Origin of the sequence: Vibrio nereis NBRC 15637, from assembly GCF_001591105.1 — a bacterium.
Classification (GTDB): Bacteria; Pseudomonadota; Gammaproteobacteria; order Enterobacterales; family Vibrionaceae; genus Vibrio; species Vibrio nereis.
In genome coordinates this window covers 180110-194497 of the sequence record NZ_BCUD01000006.1, presented here as the reverse complement: position 1 = coordinate 194497, position 14388 = coordinate 180110, and the positions used below count along the sequence as shown (strand labels likewise).

Below are 14388 nucleotides of genomic sequence, written 5' to 3'. Positions count from 1 at the left end.
TTATGACTAGTGTTAGACGCTAATATCCAGTGTTTATGTGACTAACCTAGTATATATGTGGCTAGTTGCAAAAATATAACGTTCAATTCTGTAATTTTTTTTCGTTTAGGTGGCGCATTCTACCACCGAATCTAGCCAATATCACTGTCTAAGAATTGTCTTAGGACAAGGTTTTATCGCTATTTATTAATTTTTTGGTTCAAAATAAATGGACTAAAAAGTTTCGATTCGACTATAATATCTTTCGAAATGAAACTATAAAAATATAGATAAATGTCGAAACGAAATACTCAACTTCGCAGACACACTATTTCTAACCTTGTAAATGAAAAAGGTGAAGTGAGTGTTGAAGAATTATCACATCAATTTGCCACTTCAGAGGTCACCATTAGGAAGGATCTCGCGTCTCTGGAAAAAAATGGCCAGCTACTCAGACGATACGGTGGGGCGATTGCACTGCCGAAAGAAGTGGTTAGTGATGAAATGAGTGATAACGTTTCGGTTCGTAAGAATGAACTGGCTCAGGCTGCGGCGAAACTGATCCGCGAACATAACCGCATTGTGATTGATAGTGGCAGTACCACTGGCGCATTGATCAAACAATTGGATGGCATGCATGGCTTAGTCGTCATGACCAACTCGTTGAGTGTGGCGAATGCCCTCAATGAACTTGAAAGCGAACCGACATTATTAATGACCGGAGGCACGTGGGATTCACATTCGGAATCTTTCCAAGGCCAAGTCGCGGAATCTGTTCTGCGCTCTTACGACTTTGACCAATTATTCATCGGCGCAGATGGTGTCGATTTAGATCGTGGAACCACCACTTTTAATGAATTAGTGGGTTTAAGTAAAGTGATGGCGGAAGTGTCTCGTGAAGTCATCGTCATGGTTGAGTCTGAGAAAATCGGCCGCAAAATCCCCAATTTAGAGTTGGCCTGGGATGTGATTGACGTCTTGGTGACCAACAAAGATCTCCCCCAGAATCTAAACAGATCATTGAGTCCCATGGGATCAAAGTGATCTGTGTATAACAAATTTTTGAATTAATCACCCAGTTGGCCCTTGCTTGTAGCCACTGGGCATAAACAGATATTGGAGTAAAAATATGTGCGGAATCGTGGGTGCAGTAGCACAACGTGATGTAGCGGAAATTTTGGTTGAAGGCCTACGCCGTTTAGAGTACCGCGGTTATGACTCGGCAGGTGTCGCGATTGTTGATGCGGAATCGAATCTAACGCGTCTTCGTCGCTTAGGTAAGGTTCAGGAGTTAGCCGACGCTGTTGCCAGCGAAGAAGTGGTTGGTGGTACTGGTATTGCACATACTCGTTGGGCAACGCACGGTGAGCCTTCTGAAGTCAACGCGCACCCACACATGTCTGGCGATATCACAGTGGTTCACAACGGTATTATTGAAAACCACGAAGAGTTGCGTGAAATGCTTCGTGAGCGTGGTTATGTATTTGAATCTCAGACTGATACTGAAGTGATCGCTCACCTAGTTGAATGGGAGATGCGCACTGCTGATTCACTCGTGACTGCGGTACAGAACACAGCAAAACAACTGGAAGGTGCGTATGGCACGGTCGCCATGGATCGTAAAGATCCGTCACGTATTGTAGTGGCACGTTCTGGTAGCCCAATCGTGATCGGGTTTGGTGTGGGTGAAAACTTCCTCGCGTCAGACCAACTTGCGCTGTTAAACGTAACTCGACGCTTTATGTACCTCGAAGAAGGTGATGTTGCTGAGATCACTCGTCGTGAAGTAACGGTATTTGATGAGTCAGGTGAGAACGTTGAACGCGAAATCACTGAATCAAACGCAGAACACGATGCGGGCGACAAAGGCAAATATCGCCACTTTATGCAAAAAGAAATTTACGAGCAGCCAACGGCGCTGATCAACACGATGGAAGGCCGAATCACAGGTGACTCTATCGTCACAGAAGCGATCGGTGTGAATGCGGCAGAGATCCTAAGCAAAGTCGAGCACGTGCAGATTGTTGCGTGTGGTACGTCTTACAATGCTGGTATGACAGCGCGCTACTGGTTTGAAGATATCGCAGGTGTAAGTTGTGATGTAGAAATTGCCTCTGAATTCCGTTACCGCAAGTTTGTGACTCGTCCAAACAGTCTATTGATCACGCTTTCTCAATCTGGAGAAACGGCTGATACTTTAGCGGCGCTTCGTCTGGCGAAAGAAAAAGGTTACATGGCGGCAATGACAATTTGTAACGTCGCAGGCTCTTCGTTGGTTCGTGAATCTGATTTCGCCTTTATGACTCGTGCTGGCGTTGAAATCGGTGTGGCGTCAACCAAAGCGTTTACTACACAGCTATCTGCGTTGCTAATGCTTGTGACAGCTCTGGGTAAACAGCAAAACCGTGTGAGCAAAGAAAAAGAGAAAGAAATCGTGGAAGCACTTCACGCTCTTCCTACTCAAATCAATGCCGCTCTTTCTTTTGAAAAAGACATTGAAGCGCTAGCAGAAGATTTTGCCGACAAGCATCATACATTGTTCTTAGGTCGTGGCGAGTTTTACCCAATTGCGATGGAAGCTTCGTTAAAGCTAAAAGAGATCTCTTACATCCACGCAGAAGCTTATGCGGCGGGTGAGCTGAAACATGGCCCACTTGCTCTGATTGACGCAGACATGCCTGTTGTTGTTGTGGCACCAAGCAACGAGCTGCTGGAAAAACTGAAGTCAAACGTGGAAGAAGTTCGCGCACGTGGCGGTTTGCTGTACGTATTCGCTGATGCAGAAGCTGGCTTTGAAGCGGATGAAACCATGAAAATCATCACGATGCCACACGTTAGTGACATCACTGCACCAATTTACTACACCATTCCAATGCAGCTACTGTCTTACTACGTCGCGCTTATTAAAGGCACCGATGTAGACCAACCTCGTAACTTAGCGAAAGCGGTAACAGTGGAATAAAAGCGTCACTGAATAGAACGATAAAACCTCTTGTTTGGCATAGTCAGGCAAGAGGTTTTTTGATCGTATCGCACTTGAACAGCTTAGGGATAATAAGGGTAGGTGTATAAATATCAACGGGGTGTTAGGAAGGAGGGATACCCCAAGTGATAGGCGGCTTGGGGTATAAAAAGCAAACTTATAGATCGCTTGCTTCTATCCAAAGAACGGCATCTTGAGACAGCTCTTTGCCGTTAAACTCTTTGTCTGGGCCAGAGCCTAAGCATGCAAAACCCCATTTGCCCGCTTTCGGCACACCAAAGGTGAACATGCCATTGTCGTCAGTAATCGCGACGATAGCAGAAGCCGGGGTATCACGATGTGTTCCCTTAGCAAACGCGTTTTTGTTCAGATCCACGTCGGTATTCAGGAATTCAATTTCACATTCAACACCAGCCGCTGGTTTACCTTCAGAAAGTAGTTGGCCTGTAAATGTGCTGCCAGCCAGAACTTGATAGGGTTTGTTTTTTGGCACGATCTCTGTTTTAAGGCCTAGTGGTTCTTCCCAGCTCGTAGGAAGGCCACCTTTATTGATGTAGCGCTTGGTGATCTGCTGAATATAAATATCTTCACCACCTTCATAGTAAGGCGCAGGAACCATGCTGAAGATGTAATCCCCATTACGGCGAATTTTGTAGTCTAGCTTGAATGCATCTGCCTGATTATCAGGGCCAGTCCATTTGACTTGTTTAAGCTTGGTTAATAAGTCAGTCTGTTTACCTTTGAATGTAACAGAAACTGCTTCTGGCTTCGCCATATCCATCACATGGCCATTTTCCATCGGGTGACCAAATACCAATTTCATGTCGAGAGTTTCTGGCTTCTCTAACTGAGAGTCAGGGGTATACATCAATTGGAAGTGGGCATGGGAGGCCGCAGAAAGAGAGAGCGCAGCTGCACCTAGAGCGAGTGTGATTTTTTTCATTATCGTTTTCCGTAAGTCAGAGTGAAATTATTCAACAATATCTTTGCCATCAACTTCGATAGAGTGGCCAGGACCTGCATTGAAGAGGACTTTGTAGTCACCCGCAGGCTTTTTGAATTCGAACTCGCCATCTTCGTTGATTTCACTTTTGATTAGTTCATTACCTGCTTTATCAAGTACCAACATTTCTACGCCAGCAGCAGAAGAACCATCTGAGAAACCGCCTTCACATAAAATCGTGTTGTCACCAAAATCGTAACACGAGAAAAGCGGGGTATGAGCGAACGCAACGCCAGGTAATGTGGCACTGACGAGTAATGCCATTAATGCTCTTTTCATTTATTTATCCTCTTAAATTCAGATTCTTATGATGCTTTGAACCAAAGAAATGGAATGCATATCCACTAAGTGATGCTGAGACTAACGATTAAATAATACAAATGTAAGTGATAACCATTCGTAATAGCGTCTTTCATTGATTTGGATCATGTATATGAGATTTATTCTCAATTGAAATTGGAAATAATTGATTACAATTTGAAGCATTCAGGTTTTAGCAGGTTAGTTTCACATGCACACATCTCTTGCGCATTTTTCTCCCGGCCATAAAGGCGTGATTGTTTCTCATCAGTCCCAAGGGGCGACTCGACAAAGATTGCTTGATCTCGGTTTGATCCCTCAGGTCGAAATCGAATTGATCCGTTTTGCACCATTAGGTGATCCCTTGGAGTTCAAGGTTGGGCAGACCAATGTCGTGATCAGAAAGGCAGAAGCGCTAACCGTGATCGTGGAACGCATCACCGATTGACCGAAACAGGAATCCAAAATGGAACGCAAAAAAATACTGCTTGCCGGTCAGCAAAATGCCGGTAAATCGACACTGTTTAACATGCTCACTGGGGCGCGTCAGCATGTGGCGAACTATCCCGGTGTTACGGTTGATAAGAAGACAGGTTATTTTTCTAATCAACATGGGGCTTACCAGTTAGTGGATTTGCCTGGAACATACAGCCTGACCAGCTTTTCATTGGAAGAGCGAGTGGCACGTAAAGCGCTACGAGAAGAAAACGCCGATGTGGTGCTAAACGTGCTCGATGCTGCGAATTTAAATCGTTCGCTGCATTTAACGTTGCAGTTACTGGAAATGGAGCAGCCCGTGGTCCTAGCCCTCAATATGATGGATGTGGCTGTTACTGAGGGTATTCATATTGATAGCAAGAAGCTGGCTGATAGCTTAAAAGTGCCCGTTGCCGAGTGTATAGGCCGAAAGGGGAAAGGCATAAAAGATATCGCCAATGCTCTGACTCAGGCTCAAATTGGCGGCTTTTGTGTGGATTACCCTGAGCTTGAAGGAGCGGTTGCTGAACTTTGCTCTGTGTTAGAACCTCATCAATTAGAGTCTAGTCCAAGCCGACGTTGGTTAGCATTACGCCTGCTCGAAAATGACCAAGAAACGCAACGTTGGTTGCAGTCGGTCCTAGACGAGCAATCCATGTTAGAGCTGAACAATGTGGCGATCCAGCAACAAGCGCAAGTGGAGCAAACACTGCAGCTGGCCGTCAGTGATTATATGGCCACTCAACGCCAGAAAAGGGTATCGCAGCTGATCGATGACTGTGTTACTCAAGTCCAAAGAGAAGCCAATCAAGGCAATACCACACAAAACATTGACCGTGTGGTACTGAGTCGATTGGGGGCGCCGTTCTTTCTGATCGCAACCGTATTCATTATCTATCAAAGCGCGATTGTTTACGGCTATGAGCTCACGAACTATTGGTGGCCTTACCTCGCGGCTTGTCGTGAGATCATTGCTGGAATGCTGCCGGAGGCGGGGTTTCTTTATGACCCTTATGTCCGTTCTTTAGGGCTTTGGATTGTCGATTCAGCTAACACACTACTTAACTACATTCCGATCTTCCTGATTTTGTTTGCCCTGATTGCGGTACTGGAAGATTCAGGTTATATGGCGCGTATTGCTTTTATCTCTGACAAAGTGCTGCACAAATTTGGCTTACACGGCCAGAGTACGTTGCCTATGATTTTAGCGGGCGTTTTTGCTGGTGGTTGCGCGGTGCCAGGGGTGATGGCGACCAAAGGTATTCCAGATACGCGCGCCCGCATCGCGACTATCTTAACTGTGCCTTATATGAACTGTTTGGCGAAGATCCCCTTGTATACCTTGTTGCTCAGCATTTTCTTTGTTGATCAGAAAGGATTGATGACGTTTTACATCTCGACCATTTCCATTATTGCCGCGCTTTTAGTGGCGAAATTGCTGACTCAAACGGTGCTGCGTAAAACCGAAGTCGCTCCTTTTGTGATGGAGCTGCCTCGTTACAATTGGCCGACATTGCGCAGTGTGGTGACTCGTTCGCTGGAAAGAACTTGGGTGTATGTGCGTAAAGTCGGCACGATAGTCTTGGCGGTATCGACGATTATTTTTGTGCTGCTGCAGTTTCCTGGTATCCCAGACGATCAGCAGACCGTATTTCAGCAACAGGCTCAATCGGCAGTGAAAAAGTTCCAAACTGTGGCGGATAAAACGCAATTTGCTGGCCAATTTGACGATCACGCTTTGACGGAACTCGTGAACTTTTATACCGATTATCGCCGCGCAAAACTCAATGCTCAAGGTGCCGAAGCGTCAGCTAAAGTTAATCAAACGTTCAAACAACGCAATGAAGACTTTTTCGCGATAACGGCGGCAAAAGGGGGCAAAGATGCGAAGAAATTGAATCGAGCGTTAAGGAAGCTGACCTCAGCACGTAAAAAGATCCGTCGTGAAATGAAAGAGCTTAGATTGGAGAGTTCGCTACTTGGTAGCTTTGGGCGAGCGCTAGAGCCTGTTACACAATACGCGGGTTTTGACTGGAAGATTAACGTGGCGCTGTTTTCTTCTTTTGCGGCTCGTGAAAGCAGTGTGGCGACGTTAGGTGTGCTATTTCAACAAGATGAAGAGAGTAATGAAAAACTAGAAGACAGAATCGGGGGATCGAGTGAACTGTCACAACATGGTGATGTAGCTGCGGTGGCATTGATTCTGTTTTTTATTCTTTATCCACCTTGTTTAGCCACGGTGATGATGATCAAAGTTCAAACGGGCGAATATAAATGGATGATTTTATCCATTGTACTGCCGACCGTGATTGGTTTTGCCGTCGCGACAGCGGTCTATTCGATCGGTATCCAGTTTGCGTTGTCGGGAATTCAAGTGATGTCACTGGCGTATTTCTCTGGGCTGTTTTTACTGTTGTTCTTGGGCCTTAAAGATTGGATCTTCAAGAAAAACTCTGATGATCGCATTCCGATTAAACTGATTGAGGATTGACGATGTTCGAACAACAATTCCAGTTATGGGATCTTGCTATCGTCCTAATAGTCGTGCTCGCCGCGGGGTTTTACCTTTATCGTAGAATGCGCCCTGGTTCAGGTCCGTGTGGGAAAGGCTGTGGTGGTTGTCCGAGCCAAGCGAAAGAGGATAAAGGGCAGAGATAATATCTGCCCTTAGAGAGAGTGAAGGGATTAGTTTGCGTCTAAGTAAGCTTTGGAAGAAATATCCGTCCAAGCTCTGACTTTGGAGAGATATTGCTTTTGTGAAGCAATGATCTCTTTGGCTAGTGGATCTTTGTCTGCTTCCTCTTTAAGTAGCTGAGAGGTCGCAGCCTTCATGGCATCCAAGACTTCTGGTGGGAAGTCCCTCACTTTGATATCTGGGTAGTCGCTACTCATCGTTTTCCAGCTGTTGGCGTTGGCATCAATCGATTGGGTGTACATATCAAAAGCCGTTACGCGGAAAGCGGTTTCAAGAATGCTTTGCAGATCGCTGGGCAGTTTCTCCCACGTTTTTTTGTTGACCAAGAATTGGGTTTCTGAGCCCGGCTCGTGCCAAGCGGTGTAGTAATAGGGCGCGATTTTTTGGAAACCCATCCGTAAATCAAAGGCAGGGCCAACCCACTCTAACGCGTCGATGGTGCCTCTTTCTAATGAGGTATACAGTTCGCCTGGAGCGATGTTGGTCGGTTTGGCTCCGACACGCGCCATGACTTCACCAGCAAAACCGGGAATACGGATCTTTAAGCCTTTAAGATCGTCTAGGGAGTTGATCTCTTTTTTAAACCAGCCGCCCATCTGAATGTCAGAGTTGCCGCCGGGGAAAGAAAGCAGGTTATGTGGACCATAGACTTTCTCCATCAGCTCCATGCCGCCCCCGCGGTAAAACCACGCGTATTGCTCAGTGGCCATCATGCCAAAAGGCATAGAGGAAAAGTACAAGGTGTTTGGTACTTTACCTTTCCAGTAGTAAGAGCTGGAATGCCCCAGGTCGTATTGGCCAGATTTGACCATATCAAAAATGCCCAGTGGCGCTTTATGCTTGTTGGCGGAATCGACGCGAATTTTAAGTCGACCGTTCGACATTTCTTCGGCCAACTGGGCCATGTTTTTGGTCGCATCACCTAAAATGGGCGTATTTGGCCCCCAGGTTTCTGCGAGTTTTAATCGGTATACCTTGTCGGCAGCAAGAGTACTGGCTGAGAGCAGGGCCAGTGAGAGTGTGAGGGCACCCGTTAAAGTCGAGCGCAGGTGTTTTCCGTTTGGCAGCATGACTGAACAATTTCCTTATTGTTTTGATTATCGCGTTGCTTAGCTTTCAATTAGATGATTAGGCCGTCAACGTCTTTTGTCAGTCGTTATGGTCAAGGTTTTAGTGGATCTTACTAGCTTGTAATGGCCAGTTGGTTGGATCTTTCCCAGTACGCCATTGATACCAATGATTTGTACGCATAGGTGTGGGAATGAGGTTGATGATCTTGATAACAAAAGTGCCGCATGAGTCACGCGGCACAATTAAGGCTGAACGGTTAGAGTGGAATTTGGTGATATTCCATATATTGGCGGGCCTTATCGGCACCCATATACCGGGCTAGAGTTTTGACAGGTACTTGTCGTAGGTCGACCATAATTAATCCATCCAGAGCGTTATTGAAATCTGGGTCGACGTTAAAAGAGACTAATTTTCCGTTTAACGCCAAGTACTGCCTGAGCAATACTGGTACGCTTTTTCCTTCATCAATACGTGCAATCACACGCGAGAGCAGTTGTATGTCTCCAAGTGCGGTGAGCATGCTGGTGTTCCAGCCATTGTGCTGACTTGGCAAAGGGTTAGTGGGCGTCACGTATTCTGCCTTTTCTGCATCGTAGTGATGCAAAGTCATCGTCTCAGCGAGCAATTGTCTGGCTTGATCACTGTAGTCATTGCTGATGCTTACCGGGCCGAATAGATGGGTGTAGTCAGGGTTGCGCTGAATGTATGTCGCAATCCCTTTCCAAAGCAGTAGCAGGGCGCCCATGCTTTTTTGGTATGGTTCATCGATCACTGAGCGTCCCATCTCGATCGCTTTTCCCATACTTTGCAAAAACGGCTGTTCATAATGAAATAAGGTACGAGAATATAGACCATTTAGCCCACAGGTATCTAAAAGGTTATCGACCAGCCCTAAACGGTACGCGCCCACCAAGCACTGGTTGTCTCTATCCCAGATAAAAAGGTGGAGGTAATGACGGTCAAATTCATCAATATCCAGTGCGAGCCCGGTGCCTTCGCCGACTTTGCGAAAGTTTTTCTCTCTTAGTCGACCGATCTCATGCAGGAGTGATGGGATATGCTCTGAGCTTGTGCAGTAAACTTCAAACTCACCACTGGATAGCATGTGGTGATCGTTAGGCAAGGTATCAAGATCGATCAGCAGATCATTAAGCGGCAGAGGATCTGCGATGGGTAAGGCTTCTGTAGTATGTGGGCGGGTATCACTCGTTGTCAGTGTTTTGTTTTGTAGCAGGTAAGTATTGAGGCGTAAATAATTCACTATTTGGCTATCAGTCAGGCCATTCAGCTCTTTGAACTTAATGGCAGATCCAATAGATAAGTTAATACACTCTTTGGACTTATTGAGTAACTCTCGTCCGAGCATCAGAGTTCTTAGCAATGGGTGAACCTTACCCGCCATATAGAAGCGTTTAGAGTTTTGGCCGTCAATAAAAACGGGGACTGTGGTGGCGCGTGACTTCTTAATTAAGCTACTGACGGAGCGACTCCATTCTTTGTCTTCCAAACGTTGCGTTTTTCGGTCCACCAGCTGTGAGACTTCCCCAGCGGGAAATAGGAGTAACAAACCGCCTGCTTCAAGATGTTGATGTGCTTGTCGAAGCGCCTTTAGGTTGGCCTTATGTGCGTTTTTTCCTTCGAAAACATCCACACCAATGAATAATTCATCCAGCTCTGGCACCGTTTTCAGGTACTGATTCGCGAGTATTTGAACATCGCTTCTAAGTTGCAATAAAAGCTCTGCAAGGATCACGCCTTCTACACAGCCAAGGGGATGGTTGGCGACGATTACGGTGGGCCCTGAAGTCGGGATGTGAGCCAATGATCCTTTTACCACTTGGTAGTCGATCCCTAGGATCTCTAATGTGAATGTCAGGAACGCCTGGGTATCACAACCTGCCGGACGCTGGGCATAAAATTTATCCAGTTTGCTGAGACCGGTGGCCCACTCTGCAAAATTCTCACCTAAACCAAACAGGGTTTTTCTTGGTAAACGAAACGGGCTAGAGACTTCCATATAAACCTCGTTAGAACAAAGACCCTTGAGAGAGTAAGAAAGGGATATTGCAAAAGCGGGTCAGTAAAATGAGGAATCAGTGACAGAATAGTGAAGAGCAGATGACAGGGAGAGGAGTCAGAGAGCCTAAGTCGGTGAGAAATGTAAGAATGGGAAACAGTCTTGTTTTAAAGAATATATCGCTCACAAAACATACTAATTTTGCATCTATTGTTAAGTTTTATTGCTAATTTCAATATCGAGGGTACGTACATTGTTGCTTATAAATATCGAGCTTAAGACTCACGCCAGTAACGCCGTACAGCCAATTTGCCTTCGTTTTGCTGATCTGGAATAAGCCATCTGACTTATACAAATAGCTTGGGTAGCGGTACTTAAGTGAAGGAAATAAACAAGATGGAAAAACGGGAACCCTAGCGGGTTCCCGTTGCTGTTTCTATGGTGTGGCTTTCTATTTGCTGCGATGTACCGCCATGTGCGCCAGTGCTACCATCGCTTCTTTGTATGGAGATTCGGGTAGAACGCTGAGTTCAGCAATCGCTTTATCTGCTTCTTCGTACGCTTTTTGGCGTGTGTATTCCAAAGAGCCTGTTTCATCCATCGCAGCCAGAATATCGTTTAGCCTTTCCATGCCATTGGCTTTTTCGATGGCTTCGCGGATCATGGTCGCTTGCTCAGGCGTACCGTTTTGCATCGCATAGAGAAGAGGCAGCGTTGGTTTACCTTCTGCTAGGTCGTCACCGACGTTTTTACCCATCTCATCGCCGTCTGATGTGTAGTCCATCACGTCATCGATCAACTGGAATGCGGTACCAAGAAATTTACCGTAATTTTGCATAGCCAGCTCAGTTTCTGCTGACGCATCGTTTAGAATGGCACCAATCTGTGTTGCGGCTTCGAACAAGCGAGCAGTTTTGGAATAGATGACCTGCATGTAGCTTACTTCAGTCGTGTCTGGGTCGTTGCAGTTCATTAGTTGTTGAACTTCACCTTCCGCAATGACGTTAACCGAATTGCTCATCAGTTGAAGGATCTTCATTGATCCTAACTCTGTCATCATTTGGAAAGAGCGGGTATAGATGAAGTCGCCGACGAGGACACTGGCCGCGTTACCAAATGCAGCGTTGGCCGTCGCTTTACCACGACGCATGTCGGATTCATCAACAACATCGTCATGCAAGAGTGTTGCAGTGTGAATAAACTCAATAAAAGCAGCCGCTGTTGTATGAGCGTCTCCTTGGTAACCCAAAGCACGGGCTGATAAAACAGCCAAAAGTGGGCGTATCCGCTTACCACCACCACTGATGATATAAAACCCGAGTTGGTTGATTAAAGATACGTCAGAGTTAAGTTGAGCGTGAATTGTTTCGTTCACTTTTGCCATGTCATCGGCAGTAAGCGCTTGGATAGCTTTAAAATCCATGGTACATCCGGCTGAAGTTAGAACTTATAAGGTATTCTTATCTGTTTTAATCGTTGGATAATACACTAAAAAACGTTGATTAATACATGGTTAAAAGGCATGATTGCCGCACTTTTCATTGGCGATTAGCTTTTCGCCAATTTTTTCAAAATATGGCTTGTCATAGGGACGTCTCTTCTGTAGAATCTGCGCCCTATTGATGATTAGTTTAGCGCACACCCTCAAGAAAGGCTGTGCGGAAAAAGCGGAGTAAGATATGTACGCTGTTTTCCAATCTGGTGGTAAACAACACCGTGTAAGCGAAGGTCAAACTCTTCGTTTAGAGAAATTAGACGTTGAAACTGGTGCAACTGTAGAATTTGAAAAAGTTCTTCTTGTTGCTAACGGTGAAGACATTAAAGTTGGTGCTCCTCTAGTAGAGGGCGGTAAAGTGGTTGCTGAAGTAGTACAACACGGTCGTGGCGACAAAGTTAAAGTCGTTAAGTTCCGTCGTCGTAAGCACTCTCGTAAGCAACAGGGTCACCGTCAGTGGTTCACTGAAGTGAAGATCACTGGTATCAACGCTTAATCTAATAGGAGAGTTTAACAATGGCACACAAAAAAGCTGGTGGTTCTACTCGTAACGGCCGCGATTCAGAAAGCAAACGTCTAGGTGTTAAGCGTTTCGGTGGTGAATCTGTACTTGCAGGTAACATCATTGTTCGTCAACGCGGTACTAAGTTCCACGCTGGTAACAACGTTGGCCTAGGTAAAGACCACACTCTATTTGCTCTAACTGACGGTAAAGTTAAGTTCGAGACAAAAGGTCCTAAGAACCGTAAATTCGTTAGCATCGACGCTGAGTAATTTTAGCTGAGATAAGAATTTAGGCTTCTAGCTGAATTCAAAAGCCCTGCCAATTCGGCGGGGTTTTTTATTTATAGTAACTCAGTATCTTCTGGGTGGAGCCAATACTAAGGCACTTTGAAAAAAGTCCCTCATTATTTGTTCCTGGGTAGCAGACGATCTTAGGTTTAGGTGATCGATCTGAAAATGGGATCTGCTAGAATTTATATCATTCACGACCATATTTTGGGGTGAGATGATATTTGCAACGCTGCTATGTAAAGTAGCAATTGAGCGGAGTAAGAGATGAAATTCGTTGATGAAGCGGTAGTTAAAGTTCAAGCCGGTGATGGCGGTAACGGTGTAGTGAGTTTCTGGCGTGAGAAATTCGTTGCAAAAGGCGGACCTGATGGTGGTGATGGTGGTGATGGCGGTGATGTTTACATCCAAGCTGATGAAAACCTCAATACGCTAATTGATTATCGCTTCCAGCGCTTCTACGAAGCGGAACGTGGTGAAAATGGCCGTGGTGGTAACTGTACGGGTAAGCGTGGTAAGGATAAAGTACTACGTGTTCCTGTTGGTACACGCGCTGTAGATATTCACACAAATGAAATTGTTGCTGAAGTTGCTGAGCACGGCAAAAAGCTGATGGTTGGCAAAGGCGGCTGGCATGGTCTAGGTAACACGCGTTTCAAGTCTTCAGTTAACCGTGCACCACGTCAAAAGACGATGGGTACTAAAGGTGAAGTGCGTGAATTGCGTCTAGAGCTATTGCTGTTGGCGGATGTTGGTATGCTAGGCCTGCCAAATGCGGGTAAGTCTACCTTTATTCGTTCTGTTTCTGCTGCGAAGCCTAAAGTGGCAGACTATCCGTTTACGACACTGATCCCAAGCCTTGGTGTTGTCAGTGTGGTTCCAGAGAAAAGCTTTGTGGTTGCGGATATTCCTGGTCTGATCGAAGGGGCATCTGACGGTGCAGGCCTTGGTATTCGATTCCTTAAACACTTAGAACGTTGTCGCGTACTGCTGCATATGATCGATATCATGCCAATTGATCAGTCGGATCCTGTTGAAAATGCACTGACGATCATTGATGAATTAGAACAGTACAGCGAAAAGCTTGCGGATAAACCGCGTTGGTTAGTGTTCAACAAAGTTGACTTAATGCAGGAAGAAGAAGCGGATGAAATCATCCAACGCGTTCTTGATGCTCTGGGTTGGGAAGACGAATACTTCAAGATCTCGGCAGTGAATAAGCAAGGCACAAAAGAGTTGTGTTATAAGCTGGCTGACTTTATGGATAACTTGCCTCGTGAAGAGGAAGAGCTTTCTGAAGAAGAGAAAGTCAACTTCATGTGGGATGACTACCATAAAGATGCGATGTCTGGTAACAACGTTATCACCGAAGATGATGATGACTGGGATGATTGGGACGACGAAGAAGATGACGGGCACGTTGTTTACGTTCGCGATTAATTCCTGACGAAATTGAAGCCGCAATTATCTATTGCGGCTTTTTTTGTGTCTAAATCAAATCATTCAGGTAGATTATTCGCAACAATACATAGCTTGAAGAAAACGGGGTCATTACCCGTGTTGCACACTTGAACTA

Annotated in this window: 12 protein-coding genes and 1 pseudogene; 8 read left to right on the top strand and 5 right to left on the bottom strand. The window is 45.6% G+C overall.

The features are described from left to right. The first annotated feature begins 273 nt into the window (after window positions 1-273). Window positions 274-1034 (top strand): annotated as a pseudogene (locus VNE01S_RS08860) (DeoR/GlpR family DNA-binding transcription regulator). A 74-nt stretch (window positions 1035-1108) separates the two neighbouring features. Continuing rightward, window positions 1109-2941: a glutamine--fructose-6-phosphate transaminase (isomerizing) gene (gene glmS / locus VNE01S_RS08855; protein ID WP_053394245.1), complete on the top strand. Its 1833-nt coding sequence runs from the start codon at window positions 1109-1111 to the stop codon at window positions 2939-2941. Window positions 2942-3119: 178 nt separating this feature from the next. Here glmS and VNE01S_RS08850 read toward each other — a convergent pair whose 3' ends face one another. Continuing rightward, on the bottom strand, window positions 3120-3905 hold the full coding sequence (locus VNE01S_RS08850) for a DUF4198 domain-containing protein (protein WP_053394244.1): 786 nt from the start codon (window positions 3903-3905) through the stop codon (window positions 3120-3122). A 27-nt stretch (window positions 3906-3932) separates the two neighbouring features. Beyond that, window positions 3933-4244, bottom strand: coding sequence for a hypothetical protein (locus tag VNE01S_RS08845; protein WP_053394243.1), 312 nt, complete (start codon window positions 4242-4244; stop codon window positions 3933-3935). A gap of 232 nt (window positions 4245-4476) precedes the next feature. Here VNE01S_RS08845 and VNE01S_RS08840 point away from each other — a divergent pair, with 232 nt between their 5' ends. The 3 genes from VNE01S_RS08840 to VNE01S_RS18885 are packed head-to-tail and all read left to right on the top strand — an operon-like array spanning window position 4477 to window position 7400. After that, window positions 4477-4713, top strand: a complete 237-nt coding sequence (locus VNE01S_RS08840; protein WP_053394242.1) for a FeoA family protein — start codon at window positions 4477-4479, stop codon at window positions 4711-4713. An 18-nt stretch (window positions 4714-4731) separates the two neighbouring features. Further along, window positions 4732-7233 (top strand): ferrous iron transport protein B, encoded by a 2502-nt coding sequence (feoB, locus tag VNE01S_RS08835; protein WP_053394241.1) that lies wholly within the window; start codon window positions 4732-4734, stop codon window positions 7231-7233. A 2-nt stretch (window positions 7234-7235) separates the two neighbouring features. Next, window positions 7236-7400: a FeoB-associated Cys-rich membrane protein gene (locus tag VNE01S_RS18885; protein WP_082331635.1), complete on the top strand. Its 165-nt coding sequence runs from the start codon at window positions 7236-7238 to the stop codon at window positions 7398-7400. Window positions 7401-7427: 27 nt separating this feature from the next. On the opposite strand, the gene VNE01S_RS08830 is transcribed toward VNE01S_RS18885, so the two are convergent. The 3 genes from VNE01S_RS08830 to ispB all read right to left on the bottom strand — a co-directional run bounded on the left by VNE01S_RS08830 (window position 7428) and on the right by ispB (window position 11948). Beyond that, entirely contained in the window at window positions 7428-8507 is a 1080-nt protein-coding gene (locus tag VNE01S_RS08830; protein ID WP_053394240.1) for a TRAP transporter substrate-binding protein, read from the bottom strand. A gap of 257 nt (window positions 8508-8764) precedes the next feature. Further along, a complete protein-coding gene (locus VNE01S_RS08825) occupies window positions 8765-10525 on the bottom strand; it encodes a bifunctional lysophospholipid acyltransferase family protein/GNAT family N-acetyltransferase (protein ID WP_053394239.1) in 1761 nt (586 codons plus the stop codon). A gap of 451 nt (window positions 10526-10976) precedes the next feature. Beyond that, on the bottom strand, window positions 10977-11948 hold the full coding sequence (gene ispB, locus VNE01S_RS08820; protein ID WP_053394238.1) for an octaprenyl diphosphate synthase: 972 nt from the start codon (window positions 11946-11948) through the stop codon (window positions 10977-10979). Between the two features lie 256 nt (window positions 11949-12204). On the opposite strand from ispB, the gene rplU reads away from it, so the two are divergent. The 3 genes from rplU to cgtA all read left to right on the top strand — a co-directional run bounded on the left by rplU (window position 12205) and on the right by cgtA (window position 14252). Next, on the top strand, window positions 12205-12516 hold the full coding sequence (gene rplU / locus VNE01S_RS08815; RefSeq protein WP_053394237.1) for a 50S ribosomal protein L21: 312 nt from the start codon (window positions 12205-12207) through the stop codon (window positions 12514-12516). Window positions 12517-12536: 20 nt separating this feature from the next. Then, window positions 12537-12794 carry a 50S ribosomal protein L27 gene (rpmA, locus tag VNE01S_RS08810; RefSeq protein WP_053394236.1) on the top strand — a complete coding sequence of 86 codons (258 nt, stop codon included), beginning with the start codon at window positions 12537-12539 and terminating at the stop codon, window positions 12792-12794. Window positions 12795-13079: 285 nt separating this feature from the next. Next, a complete protein-coding gene (gene cgtA / locus VNE01S_RS08805; RefSeq protein WP_053394235.1) occupies window positions 13080-14252 on the top strand; it encodes an Obg family GTPase CgtA in 1173 nt (390 codons plus the stop codon). The last annotated feature ends 136 nt before the right edge of the window (window positions 14253-14388 follow it).